The sequence below is a fragment of the Ruegeria sp. AO1 genome (assembly GCF_056535985.1).
This window is the reverse complement of record NZ_JBQFJC010000001.1, coordinates 3130762-3149573: the sequence shown is the minus strand read 5'-3', so window position 1 is coordinate 3149573 and position 18812 is coordinate 3130762. Positions and strand designations below refer to the sequence as shown.

Here is an 18812-nt window from a genome sequence, read left to right as displayed (position 1 = left end):
CGGATGGACTTTATCCTTTCGCAACTGGCCGGATTTGGGGCCGCTTTCGTGGGCCTGGCAGTGGACCCGCTGACCTATCTGTATTTGATCGCATCCGTTTTCCTTGGCATCACGTTCGGTGCATTGCCCGGCCTAACGGCAACCCTGGCGGTGACGATCCTGACAGGTTTCTTCGGCAACAAAATCCCGCTCGACTATTCGCTCATCGCTTTGCTCGGGGCCTATGTTGGTGCGATTTACGGCGGCTCTTATCCGTCTATTCTGCTGAACATACCTGGCACAGCAGCCAGCGCGGCCACGGCCATGGATGGCTACCCTCTGGCCAAAGCAGGTCGAGGGGGCGAAGCACTCGGGCTGACCACAACGGCCAGTTTCATAGGCACAGTTATCGGGACCATCACTCTTCTGATTTTTGTCTGGGCGCTTCTTTTGGTTTCAAAGAACATCGCAAGCCCGGAGAAAGCACTTCTGGCCCTTTTCGGCATTCTGCTTTCTGGCACTTTGATGAGCGAAGACCTGGTGATTAAGGGATGGATCGCCGGTCTGATCGGGCTTGCGATGTCCATGGTGGGCCTCGACCCTCTGTTGTCTGAGCCGCGCTATACCTTCGGCTGGTCTTACCTTATGAGCGGATTTCAGGTCGTGCCAGTTTTGATGGGGGCTTTTGCCATTCCCCAAATCATAGACGGTTTGAGGCACGTTGAGGCCGGCAAAGTTCTGGCCCTGAAAGGCCGCATTCTTCCGAACCTTTGTTCTATTCGGCGCTACCTGCCCACCATTTGCCGGTCAGGCGTGATCGGGACAGGGGTCGGAGCACTTCCCGGAGTTGGCGAAGATGTCGCCGGTTGGGTCAGCTACGGTGTTGGCAAGACCGTATCTACTGAGGGCAACAAGTTCGGCAAAGGGTCATTGGAAGGTCTGCTGTGTTCTGAGACCGCAAATAACGCCTGTATTGGCGGCGCGCTGATCCCGCTTTTGGTGTTGGGTATACCCGGTTCACCACCTGCGGCCGCTTTGATGGGCGCTTTCAAGATTAACAATGTGATCCCGGGGCCGACGATTGATCCCGAGATCATTCTCCGCGTGGTTGCAATCCTGGTGCTGGCATCGCTGACAATGTTCCTGATGGGGCTTTTCACCGCTCGGGTATTTATCAAGATACTCGCCATCCCGCAGACCATCTTCTTGCCCGTCGTGATGGTTCTGACAACAATCGGGTCATTCAGCGTTGGTGGCGGCATTAATGATCTCTACCTGATGCTTGGTGTCGGTGCCGTTGCCTATTTCATGAACCTGATGAAGTACCCAATCGCGCCGCTGGTGATCGGGGTTATTCTGGGCAGTCTGTTCGATGAAACCTTCCGCCGGTCGCTGTTCTTGTCGGATGGGGATCTTGCGGTCTTCTTTTCACGACCTGGTGCCGCCATTCTGTTGGTGCTCAACACTGGTCTGATCCTAAGCCAACTGCCTGTTGCGAAGCGCGCTTTCTCACGTCTGAAAGGACTTTCCGTCTGATGTTTGTGGTTACTGTCACCTTCACTCTCAAACCCGGTACGAGAGACACCTTCTTGCCGCTGATGGTCGAAAACGCTTCAACCTCTTTGCGTAAAGAACCCGGATGCCAGCAGTTTGACGTATGTCTCGGCGACGATCCTGAGACAGTTTTTCTCTATGAGGTTTATGATGACAGCGTGGCATTCTCTGCCCACCTAGAAAGCGCGCATTTTCAGTCCTTTGATACGGCAGTGGCTGATATGATCGCCACGAAGGCAGTTCACCAGTTCTCCGAGGTCATCCGATGAACGATTGGGAAATCCACGCCGTGAAATACGCGGATCGAAACGCCCGGACGCGAGCTGATAGTTTCATCATCGATGATAATCACGACGCTCCCCATGCGATGGACTATTTCGTTTGGGTACTCAAACGCGGCAACAAAGTCATTCTGGTCGATACTGGCTACGACTCCGATGAGGCCGCCGCTCGTGGTCGTCCCATCGCGATAGACCCTCGCGAGGCTTTGCGGCCCCTAGGCATTGCACCGGAAGCGGTGACTGAGGTTATCGTTACCCATCTTCATTATGACCACGCAGGGGGGCTGCATATGTTCCCTAACGCGAAGTTGCACATGCAGTCGGCGGAAATGGCCTTCGCTACAGGCCCCTGCATGTGCCATGACCATCTGCGCGCGCCTTTCACGGCCGGCCATGTCTGCGAGGTCATAAAGCGTCTCTATTCAGGCAAGGTCGTGTTCTACGATGGAGATGCCGAGATTGCAGATGGGATCACGGTGCACTGCATCGGTGGGCATTCGCGCGGGTTGCAATGCGTTCGCGTGAGAACGGCAGCCGGGTGGATGGTACTCGCCTCTGATGCCTCGCATTACTACGAGAATTTTATGGCGCGCAAAGCGTTTCCCATCGTCGTCGACCTGCAAGACATGATGGATGGTTTCGAGACGCTCGAAAAGTTGGCCTCGCACCCTCGACTTATCGTGCCCGGCCATGATCCACTTGTGCGTGAGGTTTTTCCCGTCGGAGCGGCCCCCCATATCCATAGGCTGGATTCCGGGCCAACCAAGGACATCAAACTATGAAGATCGGCGTCATAGCGGACGACTTTACTGGTGCGAGCGATATTGCGAACACCTTGGCGAAAGGCGTTAAGCCGGAAGGCGGATTAAGAACCGCGCAGTTTCCGGGTATTCCGAATATCCCAGCCGAAGAGGAGATCGAAGCAGGCGTCGTCTCGCTCAAGAGCCGCACTGCACCGGTCGAGGAAGCCATTGCAGACAGCCTGAGTGCCTTGCGGTGGCTCGCGGGTCAAGGGTGCCACCAGTTCATCTTCAAGTATTGCTCGACCTTCGATTCCACTATGGAGGGAAATATCGGCCCGGTTGCGGAAGCGTTGGCCAACGAACTGGGCGCGCAAAAGGTGGTTTTTTGCCCGGCCTTTCCGACAACGGGGCGAACGATCTATCAAGGCCATCTTTTTGTGCTCGGCAAGCTGTTGAACGAGTCTGGGATGGAAAATCACCCTCTTACTCCGATGACGGATGCCAACCTCAAGCGATGGTTGCAACATCAGACCGAAGAAGCGGTTGGGTTGGTGCCAATTGACACTGTGAAGCAAGGGCCAGAGGCGATTGCGACAGCTTTGCAGAACACCGACGAACGATTTGTGATCGGTGATGCGATTTCGGACGAAGATTTGTTGGCTTGGGGTGAGGCTCTAAAGGATGCCCAGCTCATTACTGGGGGATCCGGCCTAGCACTGGGGTTACCAAGAAACTTCTTGAGAGAGGCTTCATCCAAAAGTGTTGGCATTGCGTTCACTGGTATCGCTGGGCCCGCCGCTATCCTTGCAGGGTCTTGTTCAGGTGCGACACGCGGGCAGATCGATGTTCATGCGGAATCCAATCCGACGTTCGCCATTGATGTTCCAGGTGTCATGTCCGGGGAAGTGACCACGCAAACGCTTCTGGATTTCTTTAAAACGCATCCGGATCAGGCGCCACTCGCGTTTTCATCGGGAAGCCCGGATGATGTGCGCGCGATCCAAGGTCAATTTGGCCAAGAAGCCGTGGCGGAAAAGCTGGACAATCTCTTTGCAGATACAGCACGACAACTTGCCGAAACGGGGTACAAGCGCCTTGTGGTGGCAGGAGGAGAGACGTCTGGAGCTGTCGCCAAGGCTGTATCACAGGCACTGGGGTCACCGGCCATGTCAATTGGGCCAGAGATTGATCCGGGCGTGCCAGTCTTGAGCGTTGGAAAATCTGAACCCATTGCACTGGCTTTGAAGTCTGGAAACTTTGGCGCTCCAGATTTCTTCTCGAAAGCGCTGAAAATGATGGAGGCAGGCAAATGAGTTCTGAAGAACAGGCACTGCGACGGCAAATGTCGGAACTGTGCGCCTCGCTTTTTGCGCGTGGCTTTTCCGTCGGCACTGCGGGCAATGTCTCCGCGCGTCTACATGACGGGATCCTCATGACGCCAACGAATTCGACCTTCGGCGATATCGACCCAGAGCGCATCGCCAAGATTAGTTTGGATGGCAGCCACGTCTCGGGCGATAAGCCGACAAAGGAAGTCTTTCTGCACCAAGCCTTCTACGAGACGCGGCCAGAAGCGGGCGCCGTGGTGCATCTGCATTCAACTTGGGCCACTGCACTGTCGTGTTTGGAAGACACCGATCCCAATGACTGTATTCCACCGCTAACACCATACGTGGTGATGCGCGTTGGCACGGTCAAACTGGTTCCATACGTTAAGCCGGGTGACCCGAAATCCGGTGATTTGATCCGCGAATTGGGCGGCAAGTACAGTGCGGTTCTGTTGGCTAATCATGGCCCGGTCGTGTCGGGAAAGGACCTCTTCTCTGCTGTCTGTGCAGCAGAAGAGCTAGAAGAAACGGCCAAGCTGCTCGTGGCTTTGCGCGGTCTGCCAACCCGCCTACTGGATGCTGAACAAGTCACAGAACTCAAAGAGACTTTCGGAAGGATGTAGTCAGACACCGGTAGGGGGGAGTTTGCAAACTACTGGGCAAATCGTGAAGAGTTATTCGCAAACACGCTTGAGCTTAATCAATGCAATCAATTGCAGGAACGCACCGTTATGAGCGCGCTTACATGATGCTTAGGTTTGCGCATAACACTACGCTCACCCCATAAGTTTGCGTAGTTTGCCTGTAGTCTTGCGCTGCGCGATTCTCTGCCTTAGCGACGAATTTAATCAGTTTTTGTCGTAGTCATGCGGCCATGGTTCTTTGCGGCGCTCAACCCCACAAAGGGCCTCTCTAAGGCCCCTTGGGTTCCATGCGGCTTTTCTGCTTGGATTCTCGCGAAGGTCTGCAATGCGCTGAAAGCGAAGTTTGCAAATTCTGGCGGGCGGATGATTCAAATGACCGGCTGGAAAGGAGCAACGGACGTTTTGAACCCAATCCAGCCGTTTTTGCAGGCCGGAGTTCTCTGGTAGCGTCGGGTATTTGCCAAAATACCTACAGCTGAGACCCAATCGGTAAAATACTTAAAAATCCGGCAACTATGTGATCCCAGGTCGATCCTGTCGGTTCCGATTGGTACTCAAGAACGTTGCCATCATCGCCTCTTGTCGTCCATTTAAGCTGACCAGCTTTCTCGAGAGTCACGTTATATGTGTATGCGGGTAGCGCGTCGTCCAAGGCACCCATGGTCTGTGTCGCCAATACTGGCGAGTCAATCAGAATTCCCATCTCGGTGTTGATGTTGACAGATCGCGGATCCCAGTTGAACGATCCTACGAACAAGTATCGGTCATCGACTGCAAATGCCTTGGAATGCAGGCCTGACCTGGATTGAGCCCAGTTAATACCGCGGCGTTGGACCTGATAGGCGTCCGGTCGCAGCTCATGGAGCTCTACTCCACCGCGTAGAAGTGCACGGCGTTTCTTGGCATAGTGCGCGTAAACGGGTGCGACGTCGTTAGATGCAAGTGAATTGGTTACAACCTTCACGTCGACACCACGGTTCTCCAGTTCGGTCAGCCATTTAACGCCGTTGTTGCGCGGCACGAAATAGGCAGAGACGATGTTCACTTCGCTGCTGGCATTCTCGAAGTACGGAAGCAATTGAGATGCCAGAACGGGACCTGAGTTCTCGAGACCTGCGGTTTTTGACGGCGGATCAGCATAGAGCTTCGCATGCAGCCAATCCAATGACAGGGCTCCATCTGCGAAGTTCTCTTGTGCCGACTTTCTGAGGGCCGCGCCATACTGCGTCTGCTTCGCTTCCTCGAACAGTTCGTTCAACCTGACTCGCGCATCACCAAGGTCAAATTCCTGTGGTTCTCCAACGACTACCCGAGCCGGAACGGCGAATTCGCTGTTCCAGTATGAGTCAAAGCTTTGCGACACCTGGCGTACGACGGGGCCTGCTGCCAGCACATCTAGATCAGCGTAGTTCATTTCTTCTCGCGCGAGAAAGTACTCGTCACCGATGTTTCTCCCGCCCACAATCGTGAACACGTTGTCTGCGGTCATGGACTTGTTGTGCATTCTGCGATTGATGCGTTTGAAATCGGTCAAACCTGCGATCAGAAGGCTTTGTTCCCGCCAGAATGGATTGAATAGCCGGATCTCAATATTTTTGTGATTGTCCAATGCGGCTGTCATCGCGTCATAGCTGGACGTATCCATGTCATCCAGCAACAATCGGACACGAACACCCCGATCGGCTGCCTGCAAAAGACTGGCGGCGAATAGGTGACCCGTTGGGTCGTCGTGTAGAAGGTAGTATTGCGCGTCTATCGTTCTCTCGGCCGCCGCAGCGAGCAATAGTCTTGAGACAAGAGCTTCTTCGCCGTCACTGATCAGCTTTACGCCCGACCGACCGTCTTTGGGATCGCCAAGCCGATTGGCCGCCCGACTGAGAGCTGTGCGCGAGTCCGCCGGCAGCGAAGCCGATACCGTCTTTTCAAATGTGCGAGTTTTGGGGGCGCAAGCAAGAAGGGTCAGCGTGCATAAAATACAGACCACTAACTTCCATCGTGTCATCAGCTTCCTCCATCCCCTAAAGTTAGGTGACTACGCCGAGACGGGTGATTGCAAGTCTGTTCTGTGAAGCATGAGACTGTTTCGCTGGGCGTTGTTTTGGTGAAACCCTCAGCTTTCGCATGCTGGCATGTGATTTTGACGCAATCTCAAATCAAACGTACTCTACCAGCGACCAAGTGCGAACGAGGACCATGCCTGATCCCGAACACAGAAATAACTCCGCTGCGGAGCCTTCGCGGCGTGCTGTGGCCGACGGTATCGGCGTGGCAACGGAGGAGTTCAAAATCTCGATGCCAATCGGGATCGGAGCTGTCTTGGCTGCTTTGGCTTCTTTGGCCACGTGCTATTCCGGGATTTTACTGACCTATTTGGTTGGCTACGAAGCGCTTTCCATAAACCCTCATGCGCAAGCGGTGCTCATGTGGGTGTTTGCATTGTTGGCGGTTAGTTTCTTATGGAGAGACCGGAAACGGCATGCCAAGGAGCTTCCACTCGTCCTTGGTGGGATTGCTGCCGTCATCCTGATTGTCACACTGTACTTCGGCTATGATGAACGCGTCGAAGCTTTGGCCTATGTGCTTTTGGTGATCGCGGCTTTGCTAAACCAGAACTTCATACTCGATGCTTTGAACCACACGGTTCGCAACCAGACGCATGAAATAGAAGCATTGAACGAAAGACTGACTGAGAAGGTAAAGCGCCAGGAAGGTGAGATTGACAGGCTGGGGCGTCTCAAACAATTCCTTGCGCCTCAAGTTGCGGAGCTTGTCGTCGAAGAAAACGCTGACGATCTTTTGAATACTCATCGTCAATACATCGCTTGCCTTTTTTGCGACATCCGGAATTTCACAGCGATTTCCGAGGCGATTGAGCCGGAAGATGTCATTACGCTTCTCCAGCATTTCCATGATGAGGTTGGCCATTTAGTTGCCCGACACAAGGGAACAATCGGATACCGAGCCGGAGACGGATTGATGGTCTTCTTCAATGACCCGGTTCCGTGCGATCAGCCCGTTCTGCAAGCCGTGCGGCTGGCCAAGGCAATAAGCGAAGCTTTCGAAGGAATCCGAGCACCCTGGCAGAAACTCGGACATGCGATGGGTTTAGGTATTGGGATCAGTAGTGGTTACGCGACGCTTGGGCTTATCGGGTTTCATGGTCGCGCCGACTACACGGCAATAGGTGGGGTTGTGAACACCGCATCTAGGCTTTGCGACTTTGCCAGCGACGGGCAGATCCTTTTGAACCAACGGGCGCTTCTAGACATAGAAGAACATGTGGAGACAGAAGAAATGGGAGAACGGGAACTGAAGGGCATCGGCAACCCTGTGCAGATTTTTCGTGTTATCAGCCTATCCCACCAAGCCAAATGATGCTCTATCTTTTTGGGAATCCAATGGATTTTCGTATTTTCTAGGTCTGCCTTACGCTGCTAGCGGCCTTTACGTACTTTTCGGAGAACGGCAGCACTGAACGCGCGGCGGCAATCCTACGGATCGCTAAACGCTACACTCAACGGGCGTAGCCGATGGATTGGAAGTTTTTTCCAAGCATCTTGGAGAAGTGACAAGTGGCGGAAAAACCGCGCAATACATCAAAGTTCACCGACCACTCGGCCAAGGAAATTTCGTGGTCGCTTTTAGCCATTTAAAACAAGACGAGCACGACTGGGCCGTTTTTGACCTATTCCGGCTCTAGGGTGGAAAGATCGTCGAACACTGGAGTGTTCAGGAACAGATTGGCCGGAAAGAGACTTGGAACAACTCTGGCAAATTCTAGGGGAGGTGAGCGTCATATTTTCTATGGCGGAGGCTGAAGATGAATTCTTTTCAGGGCAACGTCGCATTAGCGATGGTTCAACATTCCGGAAATCGAATGGTTGTATTTGATTGACCCCGCGCGATAATCTGATTGCATCAAAGGATTGGCCGAACACGTGTGGAGCTTTTAATGAACAGGTTGGCGCTGACAGCAATGGCATTGATCTCCACTGGCGCGGTGTGGGCTGCTGGTATGGAGCGGTGGGGTGAATCCGGGGACTGGACAATCCTGATTGATCCCGAAAAGGGCAATGGCTGTCTCGCGTGGAAGCCCTTTGAAGACGAAATGACTGTTGAAATTGGCGCGTCTCCCAATCAGGCTGGTGGTTTTTTTGCCGCCTATAATCCGGCCTGGGTGCAGATCGAGGACGGCGCGACCGGCATCGTAAAGTTCGACTTTGGTGATGCAAAATTCGAAGGCGAAGCGGTTGGTGTCTACAAGAATGGAGTTCCCGGAGGCTACGCCTTTTTCGACAACCCGGCGTTTGTGACCGAGTTTGGAAAACGCCAAAGCGTTAAGATTATTGGTGAAAGTGGCGCCGAGGTTGAACTCGACCTCAGCGGGTCTGCAAAAGCCATTGAGGCCGTTCTGACGTGTCAGGCCGAACAACCGGAACAACTGAAGAACTAGGTCGCGCCCGATTACTGCAATTGATTGATGTCCGGCACACAAGGTTGCCTGTTGACAGGCATAGCGTCAGCGCCCTCTGGAGCCTTGCTTCTAGACCCACCCACATCCAGCTTGAACTTTGGCGACGAAAGCTGACCCGTTACATCAAATGGCCAAGCACTCCGGGATAGGGGTTTGCCGACGCGACGAGGCTCCGCTCTTAATGCGATGCTATCGTTCAGCCAGTCCACTTGCCCCCTGGCCACCAATTGAACTGACCCTGTTTCGATGACGATGGAGTTTGAACTGACCCGTCCGGCCTGGATATCAACCGGGGCGACTACGCAAGTGATGTCGGTATAGCCTTGTCGGAACTCTTCTGAAAAGAGCCATGGGAAAATACCTAGCCCGGCCAACTCTAGTAGGCTGGTACTAATGTAACCTTGCGACATCGACAACGACGCATTGCCACGCATCGAATTGACGAAGGCCTTGCCCGAGGCGGTACTGCCAGAAACGTTGAACTCACCGCTCAAACGCCCATAGGCCTCAATACCAATGCCCAACTCATCAAGGATCTCACCGAATTCCCATCCCGAGGTCGATCCCGATAACGAAAGCCAATCAGGTGAGTCAATCAGGTCCATGACAGCCCGCAGGCTGAAGTTTCCGCCACCATAAGCCATCTGAAGAGGCCCGAAATCCACGGTTCCGTCTTTGGCAGACAATTGGCTTGAAACAGACGTTACCCCTTGCTGGCCTACAATCTCTTTGAATTCGATCTGTACCTCGACGTCAGCTTCTCGCAGTACGCGCTGCACATCCAGAAGATCGGCAGGTTTCCCTTTTTCCTTTGGCAAAACCAAGGGCTGGACGTCTGTCTCCTTCGGCAAAACCAAAGGCTGAACTTCGGTTTCAGGTTCCTTTGTAGTCTCGCCTACCAAGCTTTTCAGTTGGTTCAGCACGGCAGTCAGGTTTTTCAGGTCGTTGAGATCGAGCCTTTCGCTCGTGATGTTGCCCCGAACAACAGAAGCACCCTCGGGAAATTTTGCGTCCAAAGCCGCAAGAAGATGCGAGGACCCTGCTTCGAACTGGATTGCGGCATCAAAGTCCTCGCCCTGTTTGGAGGTTTCAGCATTGATAGCTAGTGATCCGATTTCGACAGGTTGCAGATTCACTGCGGTCAGAAAATCCGCGCTGTCGTCGACGTCCAATTCCACGTCGAAATCGAGACCGGCAAGGCCTCTTATCTCGTTGACAGATAGTGCGAGATCGAGTGCCCAGAGATCGGTGCCGTAGGTGGTCGCGTTAAACCTGTTGAGTGAAACCGGCCCACCCGCGTTGGATATGTTGAAATCGGCTTTGATGCCGCCGAACTGGTCAACGTAGTCTTCATCGAGGTTGGGCAAAATCAACTTGGCGGGCCCGTTTAGCTCCCCATCGAAAGTCACGTCCTGAAGCTGAAGCAGATCGAGGATTTCACCTTCGGCTTTCAGGACAGGCTCTTCAATTGGACCCGCTTGTAGTGCAATGCCCAGCATGGCAAGCCGTCCGTCTGGCATGCGGCGAATACTTTCGATTGAGGCTGGGCCGATTACGTCCAGCCCTTGGTCGAATGCATTGGTTTGGAACAGCAACTTCTCAAATTCGAAGGAAGCCAGGGATCCGACCATATGCATTTCAAAGCCAGTGAATTTAAGTTCCTGGATACTTTTTGCTGCTGGCGGCGGCTGTCCTTCAGGATGAAGCCGCGCGTTGAAAAGCAGATCAACGCCCTGAGCGGTGTAGAGGTCATCTATTGAACCCTCAGCTTCGAGTTTTTGCCCATCCTCCAGGCTTACAGTTGTTGTAAACGCCTCGATCTTCAGAGCGTCCTGAGACACGAGCTCTGCTTGCAGCTGACCATTGCCTTCCAGAACGCGTTCCAGCCCGATGACGTCCAGAAAATCACCGAACTCACCTGTGTCCATTTCTAAAACTGCGCGATAACCGCCCCCTTCGTCTGCCGAGAAGGGCTCGCCATCGTAGCTTACGGTCATTTCGCCAAAACTGGCGCGTGTCGTAAACGGTGCGGCGTGTGGGTAGTCGCCTTCGATTTCGAAAACCTGACCGTTGACGGAGCCGGAACCAGAGACATTTGTTCTTTGTCCATTATCTACTTGTTCGAGCGCGAGTGACTGAAGGTCAAATACAAAAGAGAAGCCCGAGACCTTGTCGTCAATGTTTAACCCGATTGACCTGAAGCTGACGTTCTTGTCGCTCAGGAAGTTCAGGATTCCACTGCTTTCCGTGTCGGTCTTATCGGTACCATCAGCTTTAGCGACGTCTTTTTGATCATCCGCTGATACAGTTTCCTCTGAAGTTGGCTTGGGTGTTGGCTCGCCTTTTCGCCAGCTTGTGGTGCCGTCTTCTGCCGTCAGAAGATTTGCTTGGAGGCCTTCCACGACGAGATTGTCAAAGTGCAGGCGCCTGTTGGCCAAAGCGGCAATATCCAGCTCCAGCTCCAGCAGGTTCAATTCCACAAGAGCTTCCTCCGGCATTGTCAGGCTCGGGATGACCACACCACCGACGTAAATGTAACTCGTGCGGCCAAGCACGACGCTTACATCATCATTGACAAGAAGTGGCCGACCAATTTGTTCCGAAAGAACTCTTTCCACAAGGTCGCGCCGCATGTCCGAGAACATCGGAGCAGCAAACAACAACCAAACAAACGCGACTGTTGCGAAAGCGAGAAGTGCGACAAGCCCAATTATCCTAAAAAGCCAAACCCTCATGCGCTCCCCTATCGCCGCCTTCGCCGTTCAGTCTCTCACAAGCAGATATTCGGCCCACTAAACTGAATGCCCTTTCTGAACCTTATTCGGGTCAGTTGGGCCGTGTCACTATTCGTCTTTGATAGCCCCGCCAGTCGCTTTTATTCTTCCCATCAGTACACTTGCCCTATTGGTCGTAGCCTCTTCGGAAGTCTTGGTTGGTCCAAAAATCTGAACGTCATCGACCTCCAAAGTAAACGCAGCCTTCATGAGGACGGGACCATCAACAACCAGCATTTCTTTCTGCGTCGGGTCGATCCTGATTTGACCGGTTACAACGATGGGCTCGTAAACCGTCGAGGGCTTCCAGGAATCACTAAGGCGCAAACGCACCATCTGGTTCGGAGGCGGAGGCGGTGCGTGGCTGCACATTCCACGTTCCGGCACGATATACGCCATTTGGGAGCCATCTTTGTCGCGGGGTGCCGGGATCACAAATCCGCCCAATGAAACGGTCACGCCATCGATGTCAACATTGGCGGCCGTGCCCGCCATCTCGCGTCTTTCCATCACAACCCAGCGTTGGGAAATCAGCCAGTTCGCATCAATTCCTCCCTCAGCAAGAGTTGCTTCGGTCGCCTCGATATCCACTTGAATCTGGTCCAGCTGTTCTGGCGTGGCTCCGCCTTTTTCTTGCCGTGCGCGCAACCGGACCAATTTACGAAGCGCGTTAAGCTGTTTGTCAGTCAATTCAACGAAAGGATCTTCGTAGTCTTGAGCGGATTCATCAATCAGGTCTGACCACTCGACACGCGTGACCTCTGAATGAACCGGCAAAGCCAAAAAGCACGCGGCTGTTACTACAAAGGAAAGACGCATTGTCTTTTGCTCCTAAATTTCCGGCAAAGCAGCGCCCAATGCCACTTGCTTCGGCAGGTCATCATTAAGCTCCAACGGATTCCTGCGCGAGCACGACGCGTTCTGGCGAAAGGGTAGCAAGCGCAAAAAGTACAAGAACGGTTTTTCCATCGCTAGGCCTGGTGTCCGGGTTTTGACCTTGGGCCGGGGTTCACAGAAAGGTCGCCCCGGCCAGCGTCAGGGCAAACGAGGTAATTCTTGCCCTGAAACATCGTACTTTCGTCTAGTTGAGAAGATCACCGACGATGCCGACGGCATCAACAACGGTAGACAGATCATTCGTAACTTCGAGGACTTCACCATCGACCTGAATGTAGCGGTTTCCGTTGCCCGGCTCCTTCAGCTTCCATTTGGAAAGGTCCCCGATTTCCTCGAACTCCAGATCAGATGGGAGCTTGGCACCGCGCGTGTAGCGCTTGATCTGACCAGGTGGCACAGCCTTTGGACCTTTGCCGGGTTTGTCTTCGATCTGAATGCTGACATCACGGTCCTTGCCTCCCTTGTTCGGCTTCTTACCCTTGTTGTCTTTGGCATAAGCATCGCTGCCTCCAAGGATGAAAAACACAACTGATAAGGCTGCGAGAATTCCGTATACGATCTTCATAGACTGTTCCTTTGCTTCCTAACTTCATTCGACCGGAGTTGAAAATTCCGGCACGCGCTTCAGGGCTTCAACCATGTCCGCGCTCGTCATCAGTTCGATGAACCTGTAGTCTTTCAGAACCCCTTGGCTCAGACGCGAAACATACATGGCCTGCACCATGCCCGGATCGTCTGGGAAACGGACGGTGATGTAGTTCTTGCCATCGGCCAGTCCCCAGAAATAGCTGATCATCTCACCGCCCATTGCGGCGAGTGCAGCGCCCATGTCCTTTTCCCGGTCGGTCGGGTTGTCGATCATGATTTGCCAGGTATCGGGGTTTGGTTCCCCGATCCCCAGATAGTATCGGCTTTGGGTTTGTTCCGCTGCTGCTTCAGTAACGCCGATCCCAAATACGCAAAGAGCTACTGCGATTACTTTGTTCATTGATCGCTCCCCTGTTCAGGATCGACGATGGAAGGCGCAGGTGTCAAATTCCCGCATACTCCGCTCACTCGAGTGTATTCTTGTAGAAGACGCCATCTTTCATGATCACGCGAATGGTCTCGAACCCCCGATCCCGCGGTGCTGCATCAAACCACTTTGGATTTGCTCCAAGAACCGACAGGTCCTCCAGCGGATTTCCATCGACAATCAGGATGTCTGCATAGGCCCCTTCTTCGATCACGCCCAGTTTGTTGGGATAAGGGTTCCGACGCCCTGTCAGTTGAGCGAGTTCACCACCAGTCGAGGTCGCTGCAACCAGGAAAGCATGGTTTCCCAGCAATTCAGCGAAATAGTACTTTTCAAAGTCCCGGTGTGCGCGGCCAAATCCAATGGTGGATAGCACGGTGTCGACGTTATGCACGATCTTGGGCTTGTACTTCTTGATGTACTCAATGACGTTTTCTGACCCGACCAAATATTCTTCCAGTTTCGGCTTAACTGTCGGCATAGAGAAATTGGGGTGATCAAGCAGCGCTGGATCCATTCCAGCTACATTCAGGGCCCAGAAGATACCTTCATCCGCAATACGTTTGACGGTCTCTTCGCTCACCATCTGAGCGTGCTCCAGTGACTTGACGCCCGCGTTCAGAGCCATTGTGACCGTTTCGTCGGTATAGGCGTGGACAGTCACATATGTATCAAAGAACGACGCAGCCTCGACCGCTGTCGAAATCTCATCAACGTTGTAAGCAACGGACCAGAGCGGATCGAGCTCGGATGACACACCGCCACCGGCCATCAGTTTCAGGAAACTCGCCCCGTGCGCGAAGTTAAGCCGCGATGCCTTCCGGATTTCCTCGGCACCATCAGCAATATAGGACAGGTTGAACGTATTGGCGACGTCGTCCGATCCCATGTTGAAGGTTCGCTGCTCGGGGTTTCGCCAGTCACCATGCCCGGATGTCGGGCCGATGGCCGCACCTGACGCATAGATACGTGGCCCGTCTACAATCCCCTTGTCGATCAGTTCGCGCAGACCTGATCCCATTCCGCCGGTATCCCGCACCGTGGTGCAGCCGTCGTAGAGATAGTCGCGGGCATTTTCGGCTGCTGTGGCCCCGATTTGATCCCATTTGGCGGCCTGAAGGCCCGAGAAGGATTGCACGAGCCCTGTGGCATAAAAGTGCACGTGACTGTCAATCAAGCCCGGCATCAGCGTGCGCCCACCTCCGTCAACAAGCGTCGCGTCAGGCGCATCAATACCGTCGGTCGAGACTGTCTTTATGAGATTGGCTTCAACCAGAACATTCGCGTTTTCGATCCGCTCTTCACTAATTCCGTCAAAGATATGCACGTTGGTGAACAAGGTTTGTGGGAGCGCGTCCTGCGCCAAGGCACCGCTTGCTGCCATGGAAACAAGTCCAGCGATTGCTGTCAGTGAGGCCAGTATTTTCACGTGTCAGTACTCCCATTTTCCAAGTTAAGGGAGCGCGGGATTTCGAGGTAAATTCACCCCGCGCGACACTCAATCGAGTGTATTCTTGTAGATCACGCCATCTTTCATGATGAGGTCGATGTTGTTGGTGTAGTCGACCAGGATCTCGGCATCTTCGACCGGGTTTCCTTCAACAAGCAACAGATCGGCGTATGCGCCCTGTTCGATCACGCCCAGCGGGCCTGCTGTGTAGGGATTGAGTTTTCCTGACAGTGCCAGAAGTTCGGCCGATTTTGACGTGGCCTGTTGCAGGATTTCGTACGAAGTCCACGCCTCCAGCCGGTATTTGAACTCGTCATTCTGCTTGGTCAGAGCCACCGGGTCGCCGATGATGTCGGTCGAGAATGCGACGTTTTCGATCTCATATTCTTGCAACAGTTTCATCTGGTTGCGTGCACCGGCCTGAACATCAAGGAATTTGGGCGCTGCCGCAGGGCCAAGCGCCTTCTTCACAACTTCCTCATCAAGCCCAAGCAGGGAATAAAACGGGACAATCCAGGCACCAGAATCCTTGATGGCCTGTGCCGATACTTCAGTCATCAGTTGCCCATGTTCTATGCTGATGACGCCCGCTTCGAGCGACCGCAGGATCGAGTCGTCGTTATAGGCGTGGACCATGACATAGGTTCCCCAATCAGCCGCCGCGCGAACCGATGCCTCCAACTCTTCCGGCAATCCTTGAACAGTGTGCAACGGATCAACCGAAGATGACACACCACCGCCTGCCATCACCTTTATTTGCACCGCGCCCATGCGCAGCGCTTCTCGCGTTGCCCGCAGTACTTCGGGCACGCCATCGGCCAAGAACTCGACATGCTGGTTGAAGAAAGACGGCTGCGCCCCCATGAAGTTCGGGTGGGGTTCGGTATAGACCCGATGCTCGCCATGTCCGGAAGTCTGCGAGATGACCGGCCCTGATGCGTAAATCCTTGGCCCTACGGCCTTTCCACGATCAATAGCTTTTTGCAGACCAATTGCGGGGCCACCCGCATCCCGAACGGTTGTAAAACCACGCAGTAGCATTTTCTCGGCTTCAATTGTGGAAACCGCGCCCCAATACATCCAGTCAAAATTGTCCCTCAGGTCCGCGACGGGCTCGGTGATTGCCATATGTACATGCGCATCGATCAAGCCCGGCATCAGCGTGCGACCTCCGCCGTCAATGATCTGGGCATTGGCGACGGCCAGTGGTTCCACCGATACTTCTGCGATCAGGTTGTCTACGACCAGAACGTTTGCGTTCTCAATTCGCTGTTCATCGACACCGTTAAAAACGTGCACGTTGGTAAATAGGATCGGAAAGCTCTCTTCCTGCGCCAAACCTTGGTCCGCGATTGCCAGGCCTGCAGAAAAGGCTGTCATGGCCACCAGGTGTTTGAATTTCGGTGTCATTGAGGCCCTCCAAATACGAATCACAGATGTATGTTTCTGAATATGATTTTAGAGTGATTGCCGGATTTTGCCTGACAGTATGGCGGGCTTGGCCAAATTGATTTGGCATTCTGCATGCTTTTGGCACCTTTTTGTGTGCTTTCTGTCTTTCTGTCGTTACCTTCATGATATTTGAGGTCGGCATGGACGCATTTGACCAAAACGCCAAAAAGGCCTTGCCGTTGGTTCGGGCATCAGTTGCTGCACCCGTGGTAGCTGCTTTGCGTGGCGCCGGTGTTGAACCGGCTTTTGTTCTGGACCCTCTGGGCGTGAGCGAAGCTCAGGTGATGGATCGCCAGAATTTCCTGCCACACGAGACGATTTATAAAATCCATCAAGCCGCTGCTGACGCAACATCACCAGACTTCTGCGCGCAAGTTGGTCAATCAATTGACCTTGTTCGGTTTCTGCCTCTTGGTGACATGTTGGCCGAGGCGTTGACGCTGGGCGACTTCTTTACGCGCTACACTCAAGCCGTCTCGAAAGAAACCAACGCTGTCACACAATCGCTGCTTGTCGAAGGTGAGCACGCTTATTTCAGTGCCAAGCGGAATTTCAACATTTCGGTTTCGCCCGGACAAACCGACGCATTTCTGGCGAGCATCTGGGTATCCTTGCTGCATCGGGTTCTCGATTTCAGGTGGGACCCGAGCCAGATCATTTTACGGGTTAGCGAACCTGACGTGCTGCCCAAGCACTTTCATGGTGTTCAAGCCATCAAGTGCAGCCCACAGGGATTTTCGATCCGGTTTCCCTCACCCTGGCTGAGCCATAAGTTGCTCCCGGAATCACTGAAAAACCCGTCAGACCTGACAAGCGATTCCCTCGACCAGCATGCGCCTCAAGATTTCTTAGCCGGGCTTCAAGGCCTGATCCGGATTCATCTTGGCGATCCGGGATTTGGTGTTGAAGAACTGGCGCGCCTATGCGGTTTCCACCGGGAGACTTTGAACAATCGGCTGGCCCCTTATGGGCAATCAGCCTCTCAGGTCATATCTGGTGTCAAACTGGAAGAAGCAAAGAAGCTGTTGGGTCCGGTAGGGAAGTCCGTTGGTGAGACCGCATTGCGGCTTGGTTACGCAGACTCCACCGCATTTTCGAGGGCCTTCCGAAAATGGTCTGGAATGTCCCCGTCGACTTATAGGAACGAGGTGAAAGGGCGGGGCTGACCAGCTCGGTTCCAACGCTGATCAAGGTTTCTGTTCTTGTAACAAGACTGTACCAAATACTGGTCTTGATGCTCGGCAAGAAGATCGGTGAGCTAGTCCCAAGTCGTTGTCAGTTGCCTTGCATCCTTCTCGAAGGGACTGGACTCTGCTAGTCAAAGTGCAACTTTGATTGAGAAATAATGCCTATAATTGATGGGTTTGCCTGACAACTGCCAGCAATTGAATAGGCTCTTTGAACAGAGCAGCGTTTTGGGTAAATTGTGCAAACTTTTGCGCAAACGGCGCGCAAGGCTATGGGTGTGTACTCAGTTGTTTTCTGAATGTAGTCAGTGACGGCGGCGCAGCGTTCCGCGCTCACCTACACAAGATTTAGGTGTGTGAAATGCAATTCGTAAACCTACAATCCACCAAACCGGGTCACCGCTGCTTTCGTTTGACCGATATAATGCAGCCAGAGTGTTTTGGATGCCTTGCAGGTACATCCCGTGCCATTGCGTCCACGTTTCCAAGGTGCCGCAACGCTCCGTTGTTCAGCAACACGCCTCGACCAGCATCATACCGGCGCTGTCCAAATCCGCTGGCAACGCATTCCCAGTTTTCCTTGGCCGCAGCGTTGCGGAATCTCGGTAGGTCGTGCGGGTCATGCCGTCCAGGTGTCGCTGCGACATGATCGTGTTTCTTTGAATTGCTTTGGTGGGTTAAATGGTGGGTCACTTGTGTTGAGCCAGGTTGCTGAACAGTACCGGTTGTCGGCCTCGGCCTTGGGCGCATGATTGTCACGACACCTTGTGGGTTCTGATGTCCTGGGACGGCTACATGAGTTGCCGTGGGTCTTGGCGTCAACTGTGGAACCTGGCCAGGAACCGCGATTGGAACCTGATTGGGGGTCGCGGTTGGGACAAGCGGTGGCACAGCAGGTTGGCCGGTAGGCTGAGGCGGGATTTGACCAGGAACGGCGACTGGTATTTGGTTGGGTGTCGCTGTTGGCACAAGTGGCGGTACATTGGGTTGAGGCGGAACCTGGCCAGGGACAGCTATCGGAACTTGATTAGGAG

Annotated in this window: 16 protein-coding genes; 8 read left to right on the top strand and 8 right to left on the bottom strand. The window is 53.7% G+C overall.

What is annotated here, in order from left to right:
- Positions 1–3: 3 nt before the first annotated feature.
- From ACR3FB_RS15660 to otnC, 5 genes are read left to right on the top strand one after another with little or no spacing between them, the layout of a single operon-like run.
- Positions 4–1515: a tripartite tricarboxylate transporter permease gene (locus ACR3FB_RS15660; RefSeq protein ID WP_480566224.1), complete on the top strand. Its 1512-nt coding sequence runs from the start codon at positions 4–6 to the stop codon at positions 1513–1515.
- Positions 1515–1802: a putative quinol monooxygenase gene (locus ACR3FB_RS15655; protein ID WP_480566222.1), complete on the top strand. Its 288-nt coding sequence runs from the start codon at positions 1515–1517 to the stop codon at positions 1800–1802. The genes ACR3FB_RS15660 and ACR3FB_RS15655 overlap by 1 nt, the downstream gene beginning before the upstream one ends.
- Positions 1799–2596: an N-acyl homoserine lactonase family protein gene (locus ACR3FB_RS15650; RefSeq protein ID WP_480566220.1), complete on the top strand. Its 798-nt coding sequence runs from the start codon at positions 1799–1801 to the stop codon at positions 2594–2596. The genes ACR3FB_RS15655 and ACR3FB_RS15650 overlap by 4 nt, the downstream gene beginning before the upstream one ends.
- Positions 2593–3870, top strand: a complete 1278-nt coding sequence (gene otnK, locus ACR3FB_RS15645; RefSeq protein WP_480566218.1) for a 3-oxo-tetronate kinase — start codon at positions 2593–2595, stop codon at positions 3868–3870. The genes ACR3FB_RS15650 and otnK overlap by 4 nt, the downstream gene beginning before the upstream one ends.
- Entirely contained in the window at positions 3867–4508 is a 642-nt protein-coding gene (otnC, locus tag ACR3FB_RS15640) for a 3-oxo-tetronate 4-phosphate decarboxylase (RefSeq protein WP_480566216.1), read from the top strand. Before otnK ends, otnC begins: the two co-directional genes overlap by 4 nt.
- A 490-nt stretch (positions 4509–4998) precedes the next feature.
- Here otnC and ACR3FB_RS15635 read toward each other — a convergent pair whose 3' ends face one another.
- Complete coding sequence (locus ACR3FB_RS15635) at positions 4999–6531, bottom strand: phospholipase D family protein (RefSeq protein WP_480566214.1); 1533 nt, start codon at positions 6529–6531, stop codon at positions 4999–5001.
- A 191-nt stretch (positions 6532–6722) separates the two neighbouring features.
- Here ACR3FB_RS15635 and ACR3FB_RS15630 point away from each other — a divergent pair, with 191 nt between their 5' ends.
- Both ACR3FB_RS15630 and ACR3FB_RS15625 read left to right on the top strand, forming a co-directional pair.
- Complete coding sequence (locus ACR3FB_RS15630) at positions 6723–7904, top strand: adenylate/guanylate cyclase domain-containing protein (RefSeq protein ID WP_480566212.1); 1182 nt, start codon at positions 6723–6725, stop codon at positions 7902–7904.
- Between the two features lie 577 nt (positions 7905–8481).
- Entirely contained in the window at positions 8482–8982 is a 501-nt protein-coding gene (locus ACR3FB_RS15625; RefSeq protein WP_480566210.1) for a hypothetical protein, read from the top strand.
- 11 nt (positions 8983–8993) lie between these two features.
- Here the strand turns inward: ACR3FB_RS15625 and ACR3FB_RS15620 are convergent, their stop codons facing one another.
- The 6 genes from ACR3FB_RS15620 to ACR3FB_RS15595 form a co-directional block, all read right to left on the bottom strand.
- Positions 8994–11738, bottom strand: a complete 2745-nt coding sequence (locus ACR3FB_RS15620; protein WP_480566208.1) for an AsmA family protein — start codon at positions 11736–11738, stop codon at positions 8994–8996.
- Positions 11739–11846: 108 nt separating this feature from the next.
- Positions 11847–12596, bottom strand: a complete 750-nt coding sequence (locus ACR3FB_RS15615) for a DUF3299 domain-containing protein (protein ID WP_480566206.1) — start codon at positions 12594–12596, stop codon at positions 11847–11849.
- A 262-nt stretch (positions 12597–12858) separates the two neighbouring features.
- On the bottom strand, positions 12859–13239 hold the full coding sequence (locus ACR3FB_RS15610) for a hypothetical protein (protein ID WP_170463054.1): 381 nt from the start codon (positions 13237–13239) through the stop codon (positions 12859–12861).
- Positions 13240–13263: 24 nt separating this feature from the next.
- Positions 13264–13662: a hypothetical protein gene (locus ACR3FB_RS15605; protein ID WP_425085445.1), complete on the bottom strand. Its 399-nt coding sequence runs from the start codon at positions 13660–13662 to the stop codon at positions 13264–13266.
- A gap of 64 nt (positions 13663–13726) precedes the next feature.
- Positions 13727–15073 (bottom strand): metal-dependent hydrolase family protein, encoded by a 1347-nt coding sequence (locus ACR3FB_RS15600; RefSeq protein WP_480566204.1) that lies wholly within the window; start codon positions 15071–15073, stop codon positions 13727–13729.
- Positions 15074–15187: 114 nt separating this feature from the next.
- Positions 15188–16549, bottom strand: coding sequence for a metal-dependent hydrolase family protein (locus tag ACR3FB_RS15595; protein WP_480566202.1), 1362 nt, complete (start codon positions 16547–16549; stop codon positions 15188–15190).
- Between the two features lie 164 nt (positions 16550–16713).
- On the opposite strand from ACR3FB_RS15595, the gene ACR3FB_RS15590 reads away from it, so the two are divergent.
- Complete coding sequence (locus ACR3FB_RS15590; RefSeq protein WP_480566200.1) at positions 16714–17757, top strand: helix-turn-helix domain-containing protein; 1044 nt, start codon at positions 16714–16716, stop codon at positions 17755–17757.
- Between the two features lie 530 nt (positions 17758–18287).
- Here ACR3FB_RS15590 and ACR3FB_RS15585 read toward each other — a convergent pair.
- Positions 18288–18425 (bottom strand): hypothetical protein, encoded by a 138-nt coding sequence (locus ACR3FB_RS15585; RefSeq protein WP_480566198.1) that lies wholly within the window; start codon positions 18423–18425, stop codon positions 18288–18290.
- Between the last annotated feature and the right edge of the window lie 387 nt (positions 18426–18812).